The sequence below is a fragment of the Streptomyces antnestii genome, from assembly GCF_004005495.1.
GTDB lineage: Bacteria > Actinomycetota > Actinomycetes > Streptomycetales > Streptomycetaceae > Streptomyces > Streptomyces antnestii.
This window is the reverse complement of record NZ_RZYA01000008.1, coordinates 15,734-36,338: the sequence shown is the minus strand read 5'-3', so window position 1 is coordinate 36,338 and position 20,605 is coordinate 15,734. Positions and strand designations below refer to the sequence as shown.

Annotated in this window: 17 protein-coding genes; 8 read left to right on the top strand and 9 right to left on the bottom strand. The window is 70.5% G+C overall.

What is annotated here, in order from left to right; translation table 11 throughout:
• The first annotated feature begins 19 nt into the window (after positions 1 to 19).
• The 4 genes from EOT10_RS18335 to EOT10_RS18320 are packed head-to-tail and all read left to right on the top strand — an operon-like array spanning position 20 to position 4,115.
• Entirely contained in the window at positions 20 to 868 is an 849-nt protein-coding gene (locus EOT10_RS18335) for an ABC transporter ATP-binding protein (RefSeq protein WP_223281050.1), read from the top strand.
• Positions 868 to 1,563, top strand: coding sequence for an ABC transporter ATP-binding protein (locus EOT10_RS18330; RefSeq protein ID WP_127829313.1), 696 nt, complete (start codon positions 868 to 870; stop codon positions 1,561 to 1,563). Before EOT10_RS18335 ends, EOT10_RS18330 begins: the two co-directional genes overlap by 1 nt.
• A gap of 18 nt (positions 1,564 to 1,581) precedes the next feature.
• Complete coding sequence (locus tag EOT10_RS18325) at positions 1,582 to 2,985, top strand: ABC transporter substrate-binding protein (protein WP_127829312.1); 1,404 nt, start codon at positions 1,582 to 1,584, stop codon at positions 2,983 to 2,985.
• 5 nt (positions 2,986 to 2,990) lie between these two features.
• Entirely contained in the window at positions 2,991 to 4,115 is a 1,125-nt protein-coding gene (locus EOT10_RS18320; RefSeq protein WP_127829311.1) for a lytic transglycosylase domain-containing protein, read from the top strand.
• A 52-nt stretch (positions 4,116 to 4,167) separates the two neighbouring features.
• Here the strand turns inward: EOT10_RS18320 and EOT10_RS18315 are convergent, their stop codons facing one another.
• From EOT10_RS18315 to EOT10_RS18300, 4 genes are all read right to left on the bottom strand, one after another.
• Entirely contained in the window at positions 4,168 to 5,466 is a 1,299-nt protein-coding gene (locus EOT10_RS18315) for an alpha-L-fucosidase (protein ID WP_223281049.1), read from the bottom strand.
• 108 nt (positions 5,467 to 5,574) lie between these two features.
• A complete protein-coding gene (locus tag EOT10_RS18310; protein ID WP_223281048.1) occupies positions 5,575 to 6,390 on the bottom strand; it encodes a carbohydrate ABC transporter permease in 816 nt (271 codons plus the stop codon).
• A 34-nt stretch (positions 6,391 to 6,424) separates the two neighbouring features.
• A complete protein-coding gene (locus EOT10_RS18305) occupies positions 6,425 to 7,369 on the bottom strand; it encodes a carbohydrate ABC transporter permease (RefSeq protein WP_223281047.1) in 945 nt (314 codons plus the stop codon).
• Positions 7,370 to 7,371: 2 nt separating this feature from the next.
• Complete coding sequence (locus EOT10_RS18300; protein ID WP_127829308.1) at positions 7,372 to 8,661, bottom strand: ABC transporter substrate-binding protein; 1,290 nt, start codon at positions 8,659 to 8,661, stop codon at positions 7,372 to 7,374.
• Between the two features lie 162 nt (positions 8,662 to 8,823).
• Between EOT10_RS18300 and EOT10_RS18295 the strand changes: the two genes are divergently transcribed.
• A complete protein-coding gene (locus EOT10_RS18295) occupies positions 8,824 to 9,987 on the top strand; it encodes an ROK family transcriptional regulator (RefSeq protein WP_189491739.1) in 1,164 nt (387 codons plus the stop codon).
• Positions 9,988 to 10,078: 91 nt separating this feature from the next.
• Complete coding sequence (locus EOT10_RS18290) at positions 10,079 to 12,199, top strand: endo-beta-N-acetylglucosaminidase (RefSeq protein WP_127829306.1); 2,121 nt, start codon at positions 10,079 to 10,081, stop codon at positions 12,197 to 12,199.
• Positions 12,200 to 12,227: 28 nt separating this feature from the next.
• Here EOT10_RS18290 and EOT10_RS18285 read toward each other — a convergent pair whose 3' ends face one another.
• On the bottom strand, positions 12,228 to 13,043 hold the full coding sequence (locus EOT10_RS18285) for an SDR family NAD(P)-dependent oxidoreductase (RefSeq protein ID WP_127829305.1): 816 nt from the start codon (positions 13,041 to 13,043) through the stop codon (positions 12,228 to 12,230).
• A 76-nt stretch (positions 13,044 to 13,119) separates the two neighbouring features.
• On the bottom strand, positions 13,120 to 14,607 hold the full coding sequence (locus EOT10_RS18280) for an APC family permease (RefSeq protein ID WP_189491736.1): 1,488 nt from the start codon (positions 14,605 to 14,607) through the stop codon (positions 13,120 to 13,122).
• Between the two features lie 280 nt (positions 14,608 to 14,887).
• Between EOT10_RS18280 and EOT10_RS18275 the strand changes: the two genes are divergently transcribed.
• Complete coding sequence (locus EOT10_RS18275; RefSeq protein ID WP_223281046.1) at positions 14,888 to 15,826, top strand: TIGR03619 family F420-dependent LLM class oxidoreductase; 939 nt, start codon at positions 14,888 to 14,890, stop codon at positions 15,824 to 15,826.
• Between the two features lie 74 nt (positions 15,827 to 15,900).
• Entirely contained in the window at positions 15,901 to 17,649 is a 1,749-nt protein-coding gene (locus EOT10_RS18270) for an amidohydrolase (protein WP_127829303.1), read from the top strand.
• Between the two features lie 4 nt (positions 17,650 to 17,653).
• Here the strand turns inward: EOT10_RS18270 and EOT10_RS18265 are convergent, their stop codons facing one another.
• From EOT10_RS18265 to EOT10_RS18255, 3 genes are read right to left on the bottom strand one after another with little or no spacing between them, the layout of a single operon-like run.
• A complete protein-coding gene (locus EOT10_RS18265; RefSeq protein WP_127829302.1) occupies positions 17,654 to 18,748 on the bottom strand; it encodes an ABC transporter substrate-binding protein in 1,095 nt (364 codons plus the stop codon).
• A gap of 55 nt (positions 18,749 to 18,803) precedes the next feature.
• Positions 18,804 to 19,682, bottom strand: a complete 879-nt coding sequence (locus EOT10_RS18260; protein WP_127829301.1) for an ABC transporter permease — start codon at positions 19,680 to 19,682, stop codon at positions 18,804 to 18,806.
• Positions 19,679 to 20,539 (bottom strand): ABC transporter ATP-binding protein, encoded by an 861-nt coding sequence (locus tag EOT10_RS18255; protein WP_127829300.1) that lies wholly within the window; start codon positions 20,537 to 20,539, stop codon positions 19,679 to 19,681. The genes EOT10_RS18260 and EOT10_RS18255 overlap by 4 nt, the downstream gene beginning before the upstream one ends.
• Between the last annotated feature and the right edge of the window lie 66 nt (positions 20,540 to 20,605).

The following is a 20,605-nucleotide window of genomic DNA, read 5'->3' as shown; positions in this document are numbered from 1 at the left end:
CGAGGAAGGAGGCGATGCGATGAGCGAGGAAACGGACGGCGCGATGAGCGGGACGGATCCCGAGAGTTCCGCTCCTGAGAGTTCCGCTCCTGAGAGTTCCGCACACTCGACCGGCCTCCAGATCAAGGACCTCACCATCCGCTTCGGCGGCAACACCGCCGTCGACTCGGCCGACTTCGCCGCTCCGCTCGGCCGCGTCACCGGCCTGATCGGTCCCAACGGTGCGGGCAAGACCACCACCTTCAACGCCTGCTCCGGACTGCTGCGCCCCTCCCAGGGCGAGATCCGCCTCTTCGGCAAGGACATCACGGGCCGCCCGCCCGCCGCCCGCGCCCAGCTGGGCCTCGGGCGGACCTTCCAGCGGATGGACCTGTTCGACTCCCTCACGGTCGAGCAGAACATCGCGCTAGGGCGCGAGGCGGGTCTGGCCCGCAGTCACCCCCTCAAGCAACTCCTGTCCACACCCGCCGAGATGAGAGCGGTACGGGCCGCCACCGAAGAGGTGATCGAGCTGTGCGGACTGCGCGCCCTGCGCCACGAGATCGCGGGCTCGCTCTCCACCGGGCAGCGGCGCCTCGTCGACCTCGGCCGGGTGCTGGCCGGTGACTTCCAGATGCTGTTGCTCGACGAGCCGTCGTCCGGCCTCGACACCGCCGAGACGGAGAAGTTCGGCGAGATCGTCACCAGGGTCGTGGCCCAGCGCGGCTGCGGCGTGCTGCTCGTCGAACACGACATGGGCCTCGTCATGTCGGTCTGCGACTACCTGTACGTCCTCGACTTCGGCCAGATGATCTTCGAGGGCACGCCGGCCGAGGTGCGCGCGAGCTCCGCCGTGCGCGCCGCCTACCTGGGATCGGAGGCCGCGTAGTGCTGCAACTCGACGGCATCAGCGCCGGATACGGCGGTGCGCGCGTCCTGCGCGACGTCAGTCTGTGGCTCCCGCCGAAGTCCGTGGTCGCCCTGCTCGGCACCAACGGCGCGGGCAAGACGACCCTGCTCCGGGTGGCCTCCGGCCTCCTGGCGCCGACCTCGGGACGCCTGAGCGTGGACGGCGAGGACCTCACCGGCAAGCGTGCCCACACCCTGGCCAGGAGCGGCGTCTGCCATGTCCCCGAAGGGCGCGGGGTGTTCCCGACCCTGACCGTCAAGGAGAACATCCTCATCCAGGCGGCCGGCGGTGATGTCGGGGAGGCCGTCGAACGCGCCGTCTCCGTGTTCCCGGTCCTCGGACAGAAGCTCGGCCAGCTCGCGGGCTCGCTGAGCGGCGGCCAGCAGCAGATGCTGGCGCTCGCCCACGCCTACGTCACCGAGGCCGACTACGTACTCCTCGACGAGGTGTCGATGGGGCTCGCGCCCGTCGTCGTCGACGAGATCTTCGAGTTCCTCGGCAGGCTCGCCGACGACGGCCGCGCACTGCTCCTCGTCGAGCAGTACGTCTCCCGCGCCCTCGAACTGGCCGACTACGTCTACCTGATGAACCGGGGCCGCATCGAATTCGCCGGGGAGCCCGGCGAGTTGGACAGCGACCGCCTGGTCGCCCAGTACCTGGGCGCACACACGTGACCATGGAGGAGAGACCCCATGACCCCCATTCGTAGGCGCGCCACCCTGGCGGCCGTGGGTGTGCTGAGCCTGGTGCTCGCCGCCTGCGGCAGCCGGGTCGATCATGACACCGTCGTGCGCTCCGTCGGCAGCGGCGGGAACGTCGCCACCGGAGCCGCCGGTGCGGACAGCGCTGTCGGCGCCGACGGGTCGTCCGACTCCGCGGCGGGCGGCGGCACGAAGACCGACGGGTCGTCCGGGAGCGGGTCGGGAACCGGCGGCGGCGGTGGTGGCGGCGGTGGCGGGGGCTCCGCCTCCGGCGGCGGCGGAAAGCCGGGCGCCAAGGGCGGGGGCGGCCCCATCGTCATCGGCAGTGTCGGCACGACATCGGGACCCGGCGGCGTTGCCTTCGCGCAGGGCCCGCGCGCGCTGCAGGCCTGGGCGGCGACCGTCAACGCGGGCGGCGGCATCAACGGCCGCAAGGTCCAGGTGATCGTCATGGACGACGGCGGCGACGCCTCCAAGGGACGCAGCCAGATGCAGGAGCTGGTCGAGCAGCGCAAGGCCGTCGCGATCGTCGCCTCGTTCACCACCACCCAGACCATGAACGCGTGGCGGAGCTACGTCGAGCAGAAGAAGGTCCCCGTCATCGGCGGCGACTGCTCCACCACGGCGTGGAACGAGAGCCCGATGCTGTTCAGTGAGTGCCCCGGCACCAACTCCGTGCTCGACGGCCTCGCCCAGGTCGGCGCGAAGTACGGCAAGGGCAAGAAGCTCGGGGCCCTCATCTGCACCGACTCCGACGCGTGCACCCACGTGTACGAGCGCTTCTTCGGCAGTGGCAACGCGGCCAAGCGCTATGGCCTCGACCCCGTGTACAGCGCGAAGATCTCGGTGACCCAGCCCGACTTCACGGCCGAGTGCATCCAGGCGCGCAACGCGGGCGTCCAGCTGATGCTGGTCGCGGGGGACCCCAACACCGTGAGCAGAGTCGCCTCGTCCTGCAGCCGGCAGAACTTCTCCCCGCAGTTCCTGCAGCCGGGTGCGACGGTGGACGGCGCCACCGCCTCCAAGCCCGGCCTCAAGAACGTACTGGCAGTGACCCCCGTGTTCCCCTTCAAGGGGTCGTCGGCGCCCGGCTCGGCCCCGTTCACCTCCGCCTGGAGCAGGTACGGCGACGGGAAGGCGCCAGGACCCGCGGCCGCGCAGGGCTGGGCCTCGGCGAAGGTGTTCGAGAAGGCGGCACGCGGCGCCGGGGAGATCACCAGGGCCGGCCTGATCAAGGAGCTCACCACCTTCCGGGGCCAGACCTTCGACGGGCTGACCGTCCCGCTGACGTACGTCGCGGGCCAGGGCTCCAAGGACACCAGGTGCGCCTTCGCCATGCGGGGTGCGGGCGGCGGGTGGATGGCGATGTCCGGTGGAAAGGCGTTCTGCTGGTGAGCCGCATGAGCATTCCCCTCGCGAAGGACAACGGCAAGCGGCGCCGGTCCCTGCTCTGGTACCGGATCCTCACCGGGGCCATCGCCGTGGCCGCGACGGGCGGCATGGCGACGGCGACGGTCTGGCAGCTGGCGGTCATGTCGCCCGCGGCGGCCACAAGCCCGTCATTTACGCGGTCCCAGCCGGGCGGCGGCAGCCCGCCGCTGTATCCCGACGCGCCGACGGTGATACCGGACACGCGCCCGGTGCCCTTCGAGGACGCGGGCGGGAAGGGACACAAGAACAGCGCCGCCGAACCTCTGCTGCGGAGCGTCCCCGCGGTGTACGGGATACCCGGCCGCGTCCTGGAGGCGTACCGGGGTGCCGTGCGGGCCCTGGCATCGGAGTCTCCGCAGTGCGGAATCCCCATGCCCCTGCTCGCGGCGATCGGCCGCGTGGAGTCAGGACATGCCCGGGGCGGCGCCCTGGACGCGCGGGGCCGCACGCGAAGTCCCATACTCGGTCCGCGACTTGACGGCAGTCCGGGCGTGGCGGCCATCCACGACACCGACAACGGCGCCTGGGACGGGGACCGCACCTGGGACCGTGCCGTGGGCCCCGCCCAGTTCATCCCCTCCACGTGGCGCCGCTGGGGCAGCGACGGCAACCACGACGGGGTGGCCGACCCGCACCAGATCGACGACGCCTGGCTGGCGGCGGGCCGCTATCTGTGCCAGGCGGGCGGCGACCTGACGCGGGACGAGGGCATCCGCAGGGCCGTGCTCGCCTACAACCACTCCGACGCGTACCTGGAGTTGGTGCTGAGCTGGATGCGGGTCTACTCGGACCAGGCGGTGCCGACGACGGGAGAGCCGGCCGCAGACATTCCGTCGACGCACACGCCGGACAGGAAGGAGAAGGGGAAGGAGAGCGGCAAGGGGAGCAAGGGCGCCAAGGAGGGGAAGGGTGGCAAGAAGCCGAAGCCCTCCACCATCCCCTCGCCGGACAGCAGCCCCTCCGACGACAAGAGCTCCCCGAAGGCGCCGCCGCCGGGAGCCCCGACCAAGCCCCCCAACCCACTGCCCACGTTGACCCTGCACCCGCCGGGCTTCACACCTTCGGCCCCGTTTCCTTCGGCCCGGACGTCGTAAGTCGTAAGGGGGCAGGTGTGGTCCCGTCGCGGCGCCCTCACGGACCCCTCCGTCACCCCGCGCCCGACTCGATCGCCAGCACCGCCGCCTCGCTGTCGTGCAGCGACTCCGGCACCGGCGCCCTTCCGTCCCTGTCGATCGTCGCGGGCGCGTGGCCGCCCGGGGTCAGCCAGGCCGCCGGACGCCCCGCCGCGAGGGCGGTGATGTCGGCGGGCAGGGGTGTCCCGCCCGCGCCAGGGTCGAGGTCGGTGACGAACAGGGTGCCGCCGGCCGTGGTGTAGCGGACGGGGTGCCCTGCCGGTTCCGCGTGCCGCCGCCACGGCCGGGTGCCGTGGATCGCCGCCGTGTTGACCGCGAGCCAGCGGCGCAGCGCGTGCAGCCGCTCCACCTGGTTCTCCGGCAGTGAACCGTCCGCCCGCGGGCCGACGTTGAGGAGCAGGTTGCCGTTCTTGGCGACGGTGTCGACGAGCAGGTGCACGAGTTCCGTGCCGCTGATGAGATGCCGGTCGTCCTCGACGGCGTTGTGGCCGAAGGACTGCCCGAGCCCGCGGCACGCCTCCCACACACGCTCCGACCGCCGCTCCTCGCTCACGTACTCCCGGGTGGGAACGGTGAAACAGGGCACTCCCCAGCGGTCGTTGACCAGACCGTCCGGCACGTGTTCCAGATAGTGGGTGAACAGTGCGGCGAGGTCCTTCTGGCCGCGTCCCTTGCCGCTGTCCGGCCAGTCGATGTCGTTCCACAGGTAGTCGGGGCGGAACCGCTCGATCAGCTCGGTGAGCTGTGCGTGGGCGTAGTCGGCGAACGCGCGGTCGTTGCGGCGCAGTTCGAACAGGTCGGTGAGCGAGCGGATCGGCGGGAACGTGCCGGCGTGCCAGTCGAGCGCCCCCGAGTAGTACACCCCGAACCGCAGCCCGCGCCGGCGCGCGGCCCCGCTCAGCTCCGCCATCAGGTCCCGGCGGGGGCCACGGCGCGCCGCGGTGAACGGGGTCGTCGCCGAGTCCCACAGGCAGAACCCGTCGTGGTGCTTGGCCGTGGGCACGACATAGCGTGCCCCGCACTCGGCGAACAGGGACATCCACGCGTCGGGGTCGAAGCGCTCCGTCGTCCACCGGTCGGCCAGATCCTCGTACGAGGTCCCCACGCCGTAGGTGCTCTCGTGGAAGCGGCGGGTCGGTGACGACGGGATGCGCACGGTGTTGGCGTACCACTCCGCGTAGGGGTGGTGGACGAACTCGAGCTCGACGGGGGTGTGGGCGCCGGGTTCGAGGGGGGTGCCCCAGGCGGGCACCGAGTAGATCCCCCAGTGGACGAACACACCGATCTTGGCGTCGGCGTACCACTTCGGCACCTCGGTGGACGGGTAGACGGGCGCCTCGGTGCCGAGGTCGGGGCCGGTGCGGCGGTCGAAGAGCAGCAGGAGAGCCTCCTTGAGGAAGGGCCGGGTCGGCGGGCCGGTTCAGCGGCCGGCGATACCCGTGGCCGCGATGCCCTTGACCAGGTGCTTCTGGAGGGCGATGAGCAGCAGCAGGGTCGGTACGAGCGAGATCACCGACGCGGCCATCACCAGATGCCAGTGGTCGCCGTTCTGGCCGAAGAACAGGGAGAGGCCGACCGGGACGGTGCCGAGCGAGTTGATGTCGTTCACGGTGATCAGCGGCCACAGGAAGCTGTTCCAGTAGTTGATGAACGTGAAGACGGCGAGCACGCCGAGGGCGGGACGGGCGATCGGCAGCATGACGGACAGGAACGTCCGCAGCGGGGAGCAGCCGTCGAGCGTGGCGGCCTCCTGCAGTTCGTACGGGATGCCGCGGAAGAACTGCCGCAGCAGGAACGTGCCGAACGCGGTGAACGCCCACGGGAAGATCAGCGCCTGGAAGCTGTTCACCCAGCCGAACTCCTGCATGAGGATGAACATGGGGACCACCAGGACTTCCTGAGGGACCATCAGCGTCGCCAGAAAGACCACGAACAGGCCCTCCCGGCCCCGCCACCTCAGCCGGGCGAACGCGTAGGCGCCGAGGGAGGAGGCGGCCAGCACCACGACCGTGCCGACCGTGGCGACCAGCAGACCGTTCAGGATGAAGCGCTGGAACGGCAGATAGTCGAAGACGTCGGCGAAGTTCCGCCAGCGCAGTTCGGAGCCCATCAGCGACGGGGGACTGGTGAACGTCTCCCCGGGCGGCTTGAGCGCCGTGGCCACCGCGTACAGCACCGGCGCGAGGAACAGCAGGGCCACCAGGCCGAGCAGGACATGGGACACGACGGTGCGCACGGTGCGACCCGGTCGGGCAAGGCGGGCTGTGGACTCAGTGCTCATAGTGCACCCACCGCCTCTGGGCGAGGAACTGCACGGCGGTGATCAGCAGGATGACGGCGAAGAGGATCCAGGCGCCCGCGGCGGCGATGCCGAGGTCGCGGGAGACGAAGCCGTTCTCGTACACGTTCTGCACCATCGTCACGGTCGAGTCGCCCGGCCCGCCCTTGGTCAGGATGTAGGTCTGGGTGAAGACCTGCATCGACGTGATCATGGTCATGGTGGTGACGAAGAAGACGGCCGGGGACATCAGCGGCAGCTGGACGCGGAGGAACTTCCGGATCCCCACGGCCCCGTCGATCTCGGCCGCTTCGAGCACCGACTGCGGCAGTTCGTCGATGGCGGCGGAGAACACGATGATGTTGTAGCCGATGCCCTGCCAGACGCTCATGGCGACGACGGCGAGCATCGCCGTGCCCGGATCGGCGAGGAAGTTCGGCGCGTCGATGCCGAACCAGCTGGCGGCATAGTGGTCGATGACACCGCCGGGCTGGTAGAGCAGCTTCCAGATCACCGCGTTGACCACCATCGGCGTGATGGCCGGGACGAAGAACAGGACGCGGAAGAAACCGCGCCACCGGCTCTTCGAGATCCAGAACGCGAGGCCCAGCGAGAGCAGCACGTTCAGCGGCAGGAACAGTGCCGTGAAGACGAACGTGTTGCGCACCGAGACCAGGAACGTGGGGTCCCCGGACAGCAGATACCGGAAGTTGTCGAGCCCGACGAAGGACCGTTCCCCGAAGACCGGCCAGTCGTACAGGCTCATCACGACCGCCATGGCGACCGGGAACAGGGTGAAGACGGTGAGCCCGATGATCCCCGGGGAGAGGAACCCGTAGGCGTACCAGCGCTCCCGCTTGCGGGGGCTCCCGCCGTCGCGCCCGGCGGGCCGCGGCGCGCCGGCCCTCGCGGGCCGGCGGATCTCCTGAATCGCCACGGTCAGTGAGCCGCCTTCTGCTGGATGGTCGTCAGGGCCTGCTTCGCGGTCTTCGAGCCGGTGTAGGCCTCCAACAGGTACTGGCTGAACAGGGTGTTGACCTCGTCCCAGTTCTCCGTGCCGACGAAGGGCTCACCGCCCGCCAGGCCGTCGCGGACAGCCTTCATGCCGGCCTTGACCGTGCCCGCGCTGCCCGCGTCCTGCCCGGTGAGGAACTTCTCGTAGTCGGCCTTGGCGTCGGTCCGCGCAGGGAAGACCCGGCCCTGGCCGGCGAGGTACTTCTGCGCCTCGGGTCCCGTGAGCACGCCGATTGCCTTGGCCGCCTCGTCCTTGTACGCACACGCCTTGGAGATCCCGAAACCGGAGTTGGCCACATACGTCTTCGAGCCGCCCGGCCCCGCGGGGATCGGCGCCACACCCACCTTGAACTTCGCCTCGCTCGTGTGCGATCCGAGGTTCCACGTGCCGTCGACCGCCATGGCGGTGTTGCCGTTCACGAACTGGGTCTCCGCCCAGCCGCCGTCGCTCGAACTCGCCGGCACGCTGGCGGCCTTGTCCTTGGTGGCGAGCGAGGAGTACCAGGTGAAGGCCTTGACCATCGCCGGGTCGTCGAGCTGCGGCTTGCCGCCGGCGGTGACCGGCCGGGCACCGTTGTACGTCAGCGCCATGGTCAGCGAGTTGAGGTCCGAGAAGGACAGACCGAACCCCGTTCTGCCCTTCCCCGTCAGCGACTTGGCGTCCTTCTCGAAGTCCTGCACGGTCCAGCCGGCGCCGGGCTCGGCGACGCCCGCCCGCGCGAACGCGTCCTTGTTGTAGTACATCAGCATCGTGGCGAGGTCCATCGGCAGGGCGTACTGCTTGCCGTTCCGCTCCAGGGCCTTGAGCGCGGCCGGTTCGATGCCGTCCGTCGAGACGGCCGCCTTGCCCAGATGACTGTCGAGCGGTTCCATGAGTTCGGCGAAGCCGGGCAGCCGCAGGCTCTGCATGCTCACGATGCACGGCTCGTCCCCGCCGGCGGCCTGCGTCTGGAGTTTGGTGAAGTAGTCCTTGAACGGGACCGTTCTGAGGTCGACCTTGATGTCGGGGTGTTCCTCGGTGACCAGCGACGCGAGGTGCTTCAGCTGCTTCTCCTCGTCCGAGCCGCTCGCCCACATCTGCCAGCTGAGCGTCACCGATCCATCGGAGCTCTTATGGCCTCCGCCGCCTCCCGATGACTGTCCACCGCAGCCGGCGAGTGCGACGAGCGCCCCCGCGACCGAGACGCTGACCAGCTGAGCGGCACGCTTTCGCATCCTCTGACCTCCATAAGTACCGCCGTACGGCGGCCGGTTGGGCTGGTGCGGTGGTGCGTGGCGACTTTCTTCGGCACCGAGTAAAGCCGGACAGTAGGATCGCCAAAGGTCGGACGTCAAGGTCCTTCGCACGGTGAGTGCGGCGGCACGATGGGGGATGAGATGACGAGACGCCAGGTCCGCGGGGATCTGACCAGGACCGAGATCCTCGCCCTCCTCGGGGCGGCCGGGCCCCTCGGACGGGCCGAGATCGCCCACCGGCTAGGCCTCGGCGCGGCGACCGTCACCGAGCACACGCGCCGGCTGCTCGCCGAAGGGTTCCTGCGGGAACTCCCGCCCCGCACGTCGGGCACCGGACGCCCGCGCGTGCCGCTCCAGTTGGTGCCCGACGCGGCCCATGTCCTCGGTGTGCGCATCGCGGTGGACCATCTCGCCGGTGTCGTCGTGGGGCTCGACGGGCAGATCGTCGACGAGTTCCGACTGCCGCTGCGCATCGCGGACGCGCCCGTACCGCTGCTGGTCGAGACCCTGCTCCGGGAGATCGACGCGCGGCGGCACACCACGCCCGTACGCGGGATCGGAGTCGCCGTCCCCGGCATGACGGACCCGGAATCGGGCGTCGTGCGGCTCTCCGGAATCATGGGCTGGCGCGAGCTGCCCCTCGGCCGGGAACTCGCCCGCCGGCTGCCCGTACCGGTGCTCGTCGACAACGACCTGCGGGCGAGCACGACCGCCGAACTGCTCTTCGGCATGGGCCGGGAACGCGACGACTTCCTCGTCCTCGGCATCGGCGACGGACTCGGCCTGGGCGTCGTCCTCGGGCGCAGCGTCCAGTGCGGGGCGGACGGCTCGTCCGGCGAGTTCGGCCATCTGCCCGTCGACCCCGCCGGACCCCGCTGCACCTGCGGCAACCGCGGGTGTCTGCAGGCCCTGGCCGGGCAGTCGGCGCTCGTCGAACAGGCCCGACGCGCGGGCGTGTCGGGCCTGGGCGAGGGGCTGCCCGGCCTGGTCGGGGCCGCGGAGCGCGGTGAGCCCGCGGTGCTCGCCATCCTCGCCGAGGCCGGCGCGCTGCTCGGCCGGTGCGTCGCCGGCGTGGTGAACGTCCTTGCGGTCAAAGCGGTCAAGGTCATCGGCGAGGGGCATGTGCTGTGGCCGTTCCTCGGCCCGTCCTTCGAGGCCGCGGCGGCCGCAGGGGTGATCGAGCCGCTGCGCGACCCGGAGATCACCGTGGCGCCCTGGCGGGACATCGAGCACGCCCGCGGCGCCGCCTGCCTGTTGCTGGCCCGCGGCAGCTCAGAACTAAAGCGCTTCAGTTCTGTTGACTAAAGCGCATTAGTTTGCGAGAAATGCCCCGAAGCAGGGCCTGTGGCCTGCGAGTTCACCGTTCTCGATGAGAAAGTGAAGGGGTGATCCGCACATGGATCGCAGAACGTTCATCGGCCTGCTCGGAGCGGCCGGGGTGACGGTCGGACTCGCCGGTCCGGCCGGGCTGACCGTGGCGCCCGCGTACGCCGCCACCGACCCGGCCCCGGGCCGCGCCCCGCACCAGCCGTTCATGCACGGCTACAACGCGGCCTCCATCAAGAACTGGAGCCCGCAGACCGACCGTTACGCCAAGTACTTCCGCTCGCGCGTCCCGCTGGCCACCCGTATCGCCCCGTTCGCGGCGACCCAGGCGAACCCGGCGCTCGCGACCGGCCCGCAGCTGATGAACCTGAGCTACGACTACGACAACTCCTTCTTCACCGCGTACAAGTACAACGACGTCTTCGCCCGCCGCCTCCTCCGCTTCTGGCAGTACACCGACCTGTACGCCTCCTGGCACGGCATGCCCGTCGACGGCTCACCGACGAGCAACCCCGAGCACGGGCTGATCAACCTGCCCAACCCCGCCTACACCGACGCCGCCCACCGCAACGGCGCGAAGAGCCTGGGCTGTTGGTTCTGGCCGCGGTCCGGCGCCTTCTCCGACTACCTGGAGCGGCGCGCCGACGGCAGCTTCCCGGTGGCGGACAAGCTGATCGAGATGGCCGATTACTTCGGCTTCGACGGCTACTTCATCAACCAGGAGGCCACCACCGCACCGGCGGACGCGGCCGAGCTGATGGAGATGCTCACGTACCTGCGCGCCCACGCGCCCGAGGGCTTCCACCTCCAGTGGTACGACACGATCATGGTCGACGGGAAGCTGGACTACCAGAACCAGCTCAACGACAAGAACGCCCCGTGGATCCAGAACGGCGAAACCCCGGTCAACAACAGCCTGTTCGCCAACTACTGGATGCCGGACGACGAGCAGGTCGAGACCTCCCGCCGTACCGCGGAGAAGCTGGGCCTCGACCCGTACGAGGTCGTCTTCCACGGCACGGAGAACGAGAAGTACGGCTACAACCCGCCCTACGACACCCGCCTCGTCTTTCCCGAGGGTAAGCCGGCGCGCACCAGCTGGGCGCTGTTCGGCTCGCAGTTCGTCTGGGACCGCTACCCGGACCGCGACAACCCCGACGCGCAGGACGGCGTCTTCCAGCGGGAGCGCCGCTACTGGTCAGGACCGAACGAGGACCCGACCCGCACCGGCCGCACCGAGTACGTGCCGTGGCCCTACGAGGACGACGGCAAGCCGCGCGACGCGGACAATCACAAGAAGTGGGACGGCGTCGCCCGGTACATCACCGAGCGGTCCGTCATCGGCTCGTTCCCGTTCGTCACCCGCTTCAACACCGGCCACGGCCGCGCCTTCTTCCTCGACGGCCACCGCGCGGGCGACCGGGACTGGAACAACGCGAGCATCCAGGACATCCTGCCGACCTGGCAGTTCTGGACGCGCAGCGCGGGCAGCGGCGCGCCGCTCACCGTCGACTACGACTACACGCTCGCCCACGACGGGGGTTCCTCCCTGCGCATCGCGGGCGACCTCGGCCCCGACAACACCACCACGGTGCGGCTGTTCAAGACCGCGCTGAAGGTGACCGGCGGCGAGCGGCTGTCCGTCACCTTCACGACGGGGCGGGCCGGCGCGGACAGCGGCCTGGAGGTGGGCCTGATCTTCGCCGACGCTCCCACCCGCTTCGTGTGGCTGCCGGCCGGGCGCACCACGAACCGTTCCTGGAACACGGTCGTCCGCGGCCTCGGCGTGTTCGAGGGCCGGACCATCGCCGCGATCGGCGTCCGGGTCTCCTCCCCCCGCCAGGGCACGTACGCGGTGAACCTCGGCGAACTCGCCCTCCTCGCCGGCGAGCGCCCCGCCCGCCCGCAGACCCCCTCGGGCTTCACCGTGGACGCCGCGCACGTCCAGGACGGCACCGCCGAGGTGTTCCTGTCCTGGCGGTTCCAGGACCGGGGCGTCTGGTACTACGACGTGTACCGCGACCTGCCGGACGGCCGGCGCGAGGTGGTCGGCCGGGTACGCGACGAGGTGTATTACGTGAAGGCCCTCGCGCGGACCGAGGGCGAGGCCACCACGACGCTGCATCTGGTGGCGGTCGCCCCGGACGGCACCCGCAGCGCCCCGGCCCACGCGCAGGTCCACTGGGCCTGACGGCGTTCAGCAGGACCGGTCTTCCGCGTCAGCGCTCGCTGACGCGGAAGTCGAAGGGCACCGCGCCCGGGTCCACCACGGTGGTGCCGCCGTCGACGGTGAGCGTGGCGCCGTTGACGTACGAGGACTGCGGGCCGAGCAGCCACAGGACGGCGTCCGCGATCTCGCGCGGCTCGGCGGGGCGGCGCTGCGGCACGAGGGCGGTCACCTGCGCGTAGGACTCCTCGACGCCGAGACCGAGCGGCCCGCCGAACTCGCGCATCTCCTCGTCGGCCATCTCGGTGCGGGTCCAGCCGGGGCACACGGTGTTGGCGCGTACCCCACGCGGCCCGAACTCGGCGGCGAGGGTGGTGGTCAGCATGGCGGCTCCGGCCTTCGAGGCGGCGTACGCGGACATGCCTCCCGAGGCGCGCAGCCCGGCGATGGAGCCGACGGTCACGAACGCCCCACGGGACTCGACGAGATGGGGAAGTCCGGCGCGGGCGAGCAGGAACACGGACGTGAGGTTGGTGCGCAGGGTCGTGTCCCAGTCCTCGTCGCTGAGGTCGAGCACGCCGCCGGGGCGCATCACTCCGGCGTTGGCGACGATGCCGTCGAGGCGCCCGTGGTCCCGCAGGACGGCGGCCACCAGGTCCTCGACCTCGTCGCGGGCGGTGACGTCCGCGACGTAGGGAGTGGCTCCGCAGTCCTCGGCGACCTTGCGCAGGGCATCGGGCCGCCGTCCGCAGATGGCGACGCGGGCTCCGGCGGCGGCCGCCTGAGCGGCCACGGCGGCGCCGATGCCGCTGCTGGCGCCCGCCACCAGGTGGACGGGTGCGGGTGATGAGGATCCGGTGGGGTGCACGAGTAACTCCGTGGGTGAGGGGGTGGGCGGGGCCCGGGGTGTGCGCTCGGGCCGGCCGGATGTCGGTACCTGCGTGTCAGGCCTCGGCGGCCTCGGCGAGGGCGGGCGACGGCGCCGTCCCGGTGCGTGACGCCGAGCCTGAGCGGCGCGCCGCGAGGAAGGCCGCCGGCAGGGCCACCACGATGACGGCGACAGCGGCGTCCGCGGCCCAGATGGTCGGCGCCGGCACCCGGTAGACGGCGCCGAACAGCGCGCCGCCGGTGATCACCAGACCGACGAGGGAACTCGCCCACACCAAAGGCTTGTTGGGGTGATCGCGCAGTCCCCGCGGCGCCCCGAGGCACATGGCGAGATAGATGGCGGCCAGGCTGAACACCCCGAAGGCGGACAGCCAGGCGAACCAGCCGACGTGGTCGGGAAGTCCGGGCACCGCGACCGCGGCCGGGAGGACCTGGCTGATCAGGATGACGGCGAGATAGCCGGCGCCGACCAGGACGGTGCCGACGACCGGGGTGCCCCGCCGTGCGCTGAGCCTCCCGAGAGGCTTCGGCAGCCAGCCGTCGCGGGACATGGTCAGCACGCCCCGGGTCACCGAGACGGAGATGCCGATGTAGACGGCGAACATGTCGAGCAGGATGACGAGTTCGACGAGCCTGGCCACCCAGGTCGTACCGAACGCCTCGGGTGAGGCGAGGGCGACGAGCGGGGCACCGGCGTTCTGCGCCACCGCGTGGACGCTGAAGTGGAAGCCGGCGATCTGCGCGTAGGCGCCGAGCAGGAAGAACACGGCGGCGGCGAGCATGGAGATCAGTACGGCCCGGGGGATGGCGCGCCGGGGCTCGGCCGTCTCCTCGGCGAGGTTGGCCGCGGCCTCGAAGCCCGTGAAGAGGAGGACGCCGTAGATGACCGAGAAGGCGATGCCGCTCCAGCCCTGCGCCGAGCTGGCGGGGGAGAAGGCGGACAGGCTGTTGTCGGCGCCCACCGCGACGATGACGTGGACGAAGAAGACGGCGAGCACACCGATGGAGATCAGCGCGAGCACCAACTGGGCCTTGACCGAGACCTGGACGCCGAGGTGCACGATCGTGAGGAGCACGCCGAGCAGGCACAGCTGCCACGCCCACACGGGCACCGCCGCGAACCCGAACTCGGTCTTGAGATCGTCGTGCAGCGTGCCCCCGACGAGGACGGCGATGCCCGCCCCCAGGACGAGTACGCCCAGGTAGTAGACGTAGCCCGCGGCCGCGCCGGCCCGGGCGCCGAGGCCCTCGGTGACGTAGTTGTACAGCGAGCCCGCGGTGTGGATGCGGCGCGCGTAGGCGGAGACGATCCAGCCGATGCCGAGCATGCCGATGGTGCCGAGCAGTACGGCGAGCGGGGCGGCTCCGCCGGCGCCGTTGCCCGTGGCGGTCGTGACGCCGACGAGCATCGGCAGCAGTACGGACACGGAGAAGACCGGGCCCATGAAGCCGACGGACTGCGCGACCACGTCGACCAGGGTGAGCGGCCGTGCGGGTCTGCGTGCCGAGTTCTCGGCTGCAGCGGGAGAAGTGTTGTGCGGCATCGATCGCTCCATGCGGGAGGAGGCGCGGCGGGGCGGGGCGGCGCCTGAGTGACGGCCGAGGCGTAGGCCACGAAGGAGGGGAACGCCGAAATCTCGTTTGAGGCCGTACGTTATGTCGCGGCCGTCGCCCGCACAACACCTGGCCCTGATCGAAGTCGGGCATCCCGGCCCCTTGCCGGTCCGCACCCCCGCTCCTAATGTTTGACCTCAAACGAATCAGTCTCGAACGAACCCACCACCCGAACGAACTCTTTCCGCCCGGACCACAAGGACCCATCCGATGCCCACACCCCGCATGCAGCTCGTCCTCAGTGAGAACTGGACGATGACCAAAGGCCGCGCGGATCTGCCCGTCCTGGTCCGCTGGGCCCGCGAGGCCGAGGACGCCGGCTTCGACTCCGTCATGATCAGCGAGCACGTCGTCCTCGGCCCGGACGCCGGGGCGAACGGTGTCATGGGCAATCCGCGCGACTACGCGCTCCCGGGCAACCAGGACCCGTACATGCCCTGGCCCAGTTCCCTCATGCTGCTCAGCGCCATCGCCTCGGTCACCGAGCGGATACGGCTCGCCGCGTCCGCCGTGATCGCGCCGCTGCGCCACCCGCTCCTGCTCGCCCGCGAACTGGGCACCCTCGACCTCCTCTCCGAGGGCCGGCTCATGGTGCTGCCCAACGTCAGCTGGAGCCGCGACGAATACGCCGCCCTCGGTGTGCCGTTCAGCCGGCGCGGCAAGCTGCTGGACGAACACCTGGAGGTCTGGGCCAAGTTGTGGGGCCCGTCCCCCGTCTCGCACCACAGCGAGCACCACTCCTTCCAGGACGTTTACTTCGAGCCGAAGGCGCACCGCCCCGACGGCCCGCGGCTGTGCTTCGGCGGCGCCGGGATGCACGACGCGATGGTGCGGAGGATCGTCCGGTACGGCCATGCCTTCAACCCGCTCGGGCGTCCGACGCCCGAGGAGATGAAGAAGCTCGCGACGGCGATGGCCGACGCCGGGCGCGACATCGCCGACCTGGAGATGATCGGCGGCACCCGGGCCGTCTTCCCCGACGACCATTCGTGCGCCGACCTCGCGCAGGCGCTGGAGTCCGTCCCCGAGCAGCTGGCCGAGGGCTTCACCACCTTCTGTGTCAAGCCGTCCCAGTTCACCGACGACCCGAACGCCGTCGGAGCGTTCTGCCGCGACGTGATGCGCCGCGTGGAGTCCCTCGGGACGTGACCTTGCGGCGACCGGCCGGTCACGCCAAGACCTGATGCACCGTCAACTCACCTCACCCGTCAGAGAGGTCAACCATGTCCGAGACAGCCGATCTGATCCTCACCGGCGGCGATGTGCTGACCGTCGACGACGCCTTCTCCGTCGCGCAGGCGGTCGCCGTGCGGGGCGACCGGATTCTCGCCGTCGGGAGCAGCGCCGAGATCCAGGCGCTCGCCGGACCGGACACGAGGACGATCGACCTGGCCGGCCGCACCGTACTGCCGGGGATCAACGACTCCCACCTGCACGGCGCGACGTGGGGGCTGACCCGGCCGCCGTTCGCGCTCGGCGTCGGCCATCCGGCCGTGCGGTCGATCGCGGACATCGCCGAGGCGGTGCGGCAGGCCGCGGCCGGCACCCCCTCCGGGGAGTGGATCACCGGTCTCGGCTGGGACGTCGGCTACCTCGCCGAATGCGTCGCCGATCCAGCCCGCCGCCCGCACCGCCGCGACCTGGACGCCGCCGCTCCGGACCACCCGGTCTGCCTGACCGACTTCTCCGGACACATGACGTGGGCGAACTCCAAGGCGCTCGAACTCGCCGGGATCAAGCGCGGCACCACCCCGCCGGCCGGCGGCGTCATCGAGACCGACGACGACGGGGAGCCCACCGGCATCCTCAAGGAGGCGGCGCAGGCAGCCGTCCAGGAACTCGTCCCGCCCGCGACCGTGGCGCAGCGCAAGGCGGCGATACGGTCGGCGGTGGCGGCGCTGCACGCCGAGGGCATCACCAGCTACACGGAGCCGGGCCTCGGCCCCGGCGGCACACGGATCCTCGGCGGCGGCCTCGGCACGGACACGCTCCGGGCCTACGTCGAACTGGCCCGCGCCGGTGAACTGGCGTCCCGGGTGAGCGTCCTGCTGCTGCCCGCGCCGATGGGCGGCTCGGCGGCCGACGTGCACGCCGGTCTGGCCGGCTTGGCCGACCTCGCCGTGCCGGACGACGTGGACGCCGGTCGCCTCGCCGTCATCGGGGTCAAGGTCTTCGCCGACGGCGTCCCGCCGAACGAGACCGCCTGGATGCGCGACCCGTACCTGGCCGGCGGCCACGGCGCGCTCTGCGTCCACGGCGCCGACGCGGGCCTCCAGCAGGCGGAGCTCGCCGAGATGGTGCGGATCGCCCACACGGCCGGATACCAGCTGGGTGTGCACGTCACGGGGGACCGGGCGATCGACGCCGTGGTGGACGCCTTCGTCGCCGCCGACGCCGCCCATTCCCGGCCCGACGCCCGCCACTACGTGATCCACGGCGACTTCGTGTCCGCCCGGAGCCTGGCCGCGCTGGCCGCCCACGGGTACGGCGTGAACATGAACCCGGCCATCAAGTGGACCATCGCCGACCTGATGGAGGACATCGTCGGCAAGGAGCGGTCGGACTACCAGTGGCCGGTGCGCTCCGCGACGGAGGCCGGGGTCGCCGTGTGCGCCAGTTCCGACGCCCCGATCACCGAGCCCAACTGGCGCCGGGGCGTGAGCGCGATGCTGCTGCGCGAGTCCAAGGCCACGGGCCGGGTGAGCGGCCCGGAGGAGTGCGTCCCGCTGGAGGTCGCGCTGCGCGCCTACACCGTCAACGCCGCCCGGCAGGACTTCGCCGAGTCCTGGAAGGGCACCATCGAACCCGGCAAGGTCGCCGACCTGTGCGTCCTCGGCGGCGACCTGCGCGCCACCGACCCGCACGACATCCCGTCGCTCCCGATCGACCTCACGGTCTTCGACGGCGAGATCGTCTTCGAACGCGAAGGGCTCGTGCGTACGGCACCGAGCCGTACGCACGAGCCGGGGTGAACACTCAGCCGTCCGCGCCCGCAGGCGTCGTCGTGGTGGTGAAGCCCTCCGTCTTGTTGGCCTTGAGGGCGAACTCGTTGGTGAACGTCGGGCCGAGCTTCACCGACGACGTCGCGTGGCCGACCTGTATCTCCGTCGCGAGGACGGTCTTCGGGCCGCCGGCCGGCATGATGCCGTCCGGGAGGAACTGACCCTTGTCCTCGGTCAGGGCCTTGATGTAGTCGGCCTTGGTCACCAGCTGGTTCTGCACGTACGACTGCGGCAGCTTGTTCGCGATGTCGGTCGCGCTGTGCGTGCTGATCCAGTGCATGGTGGCCACGAGCGCGTTGACGACCCTCTGCACCGCGTCCTTGTGCGAATTCACCCAGTCGGTACGGGCGATGACACTCGCGGCCGGCCAGGCGCCGCCCATCGCCGCCTTGGCGCCCTGTGTGGTGGCCAGGTCGATCGCGGAGGCGCCGACCCCCTTCTTCTCGATCGCGGCGACCGTCGGCTGCGTCGTCATGACGCAGGCGGCCTTGCCGTTCTGGAGCGCGGCGACGGCGGTGGAGCCCGCGCCGACCGCGATCCGGTTGAATGCCTTGGTCTTGACGTGCTTCTGCGCGGCCAGGAACTGGGTGAGCGTGTCGGTGCCCGAACCCAGGTCGGTGACACCGAGGGTCTTGCCCTTGAAGTCGGCGGCCGACTTCACGCCGCTCTTCGTCGTACACATCTCCCGCTCGCCCGGCGCGCCGGACAGCTGGACGACGTCCTCGACCGCCTTCCCCTTCACCTGGAAGTCGATCGTGTGCTGGTACCAGGCGCCGGACATGTCCACCTGCCCCGAGGCCATGGCGTCCTCGGCGCCGACACCGCCGTCCTGCTCGGAGCTCAGCTCGACGTTGACGCCGTACTTCTTGTAGAAGCCGAGCTGCTGGGCGAGCTCGTACGGCAGGTAGATCTGCTTGTCGAGGCCGCCCGCCATGAGCTTGACGGTGGGCGTACCGCCCGAGCCGCCGGACTTGGCGGAGCTGCCGGAGTTGCCGGAACAGGCGCTGACGGTTCCGAGGGCGAGAACGGTGAGGAGAGACGCGGCGACGGCGACGGGTCGTCTGGACATGGCGAACCACATTCCTTTACTGGGGTGGGGCGTGCGGAGGGGAGAGGGGGCTGTTTCAGAGGGAGTTGGCCTCGGTCGGCGCCGGCGGGCGCCAGGACAGCAGCCGGTGTTCGAGCTTGCCGATCAGCCACTCGGCGCCGAGCACGATCACCGAGATGACGAGCATCGTCGCGAACACACCGTTGGGGTCGAACTGGTTCTGCGCGGTCTTGATCACCAGGCCGAGGCCGCTCTGCGCACCAAGCACCTCACCGACGAGCGCGCCGACGATGGCGAAGCCGAAGGCGCTGTGCAGGCTGGCGATGATCCAGGTGAGCGCGGAGGGCACGATGACGTGCCGGATGATCTGCAGCTGCGAGGCGCCGAGCACCTTGGCGTTGGCGAGGATGTTGCGGTCGACCTCACGGACGCCCTGGAAGGCGTTGAAGAAGACGATGAAGAACACCAGCACCGCGGCGAGCAGGATCTTGGGCAGGACCCCGATGCCGAACGCGACGATGAAGATCGAGCCGAGGACGATACGCGGGATCGCGTTGACCATCTTGATGTAGGGACCGAGCACGTCCGAGAGGTAGCGGCTCTGGCCGAGCGCGACGCCGAAGACCACTCCGGTGGCGGCCCCGAGGGCGAAGCCGGCGAGCGCCTCCTGGATCGTGGTCCACACGTTCGCGTAGAAGGATCCGAACTCGGTGCCCTTCTGCAGGAGGTCGACCAGCCGCTGGGCGATGCCGGACGGCTGCCCGAAGAAGAACGGGTCGACGATCCCCCAGGTGGTGAACGCCTGCCAGCCGCCGATGACGACGGCCGCGAGGCCGATGCGGCCCGCCCACACCAGCGCGATGCGCCGCCGGCCGGCGCGCCTGGCGGCGGCCGCCGCCGAGACCTGTGCGCCGTCCCCGACCAGAGCGGGGGAAACAGTGGACGTCGTGCTCATGTCTGACCTCCTGCGGTGCGTGCGTAGGCGCGCTCCACCTCCTCGCGCAGCGTTTCCCAGATCTGGTGCTGAAGCTCGATGAAGCGGGGCTGGAAGCGGATCTCCTGGACCGCGCCGCGCGGGCGCGGCAGATCGATGTCGAAGACCGCCTTGACCGAACCCGGGCTGGACGTCATGACGACGACCCGGTCGGCGAGCGCCACGGCCTCGTCGAGGTCGTGGGTGATGAAGATGACCGACGGACGGATCTGCTCCCACAGGCCCAGCAGCTCAGTCGACATGATGGCCTTGGTCTGGACGTCCAGAGCGCCGAACGGCTCGTCCATGATCAGGATCCGGGGTTCGTTGATCAGCGCCGCGGCCATCGCCACGCGCTTGCGCATACCGCCGGAGAGCTGGTGAGGGTAGCGGTCCTCGAACCCGGACAGGCCCACCCGGCGCAGCCAGTCGTGCGCCGAGGCCTGAGCCTTCTGCTTGGGGACGCCGCGGAAGACGGGGCCCATCAGCACATTGCCGAGGACGGTCTTCCAGGGCAGCAGCGCGTCGGTCTGGAACATGAAGCTGACGCCGTCGGCGACGCCGTCCACCTCACGGCCGCCGACCTTGACCGAGCCCTCGCTGGGCCGGTCGAGCCCGGAGACCATGCTCAGGGTCGTCGACTTGCCGCAGCCCGTCGGGCCCACGACCGCGCAGAACTGGCCCGGCTCCACGGTGAACGAGACGTCCTGCAGTGCGGTGAACACCTCGCCGGCGGGAGTCAGAAATCGTTTGGTGAGCCCGGAAATCTCGACTCGTGCGCTGTCCTGCCCGCTCTTCTCGGCGACCGGACTCGACGCGACATTGTTTCGCGAAGTCATCTGAGGCCGTCTCCTTCCTGACCTCGGGGGTGGAGGAAGGCAGACGCTAGAGGCCGCCGCGCGTTA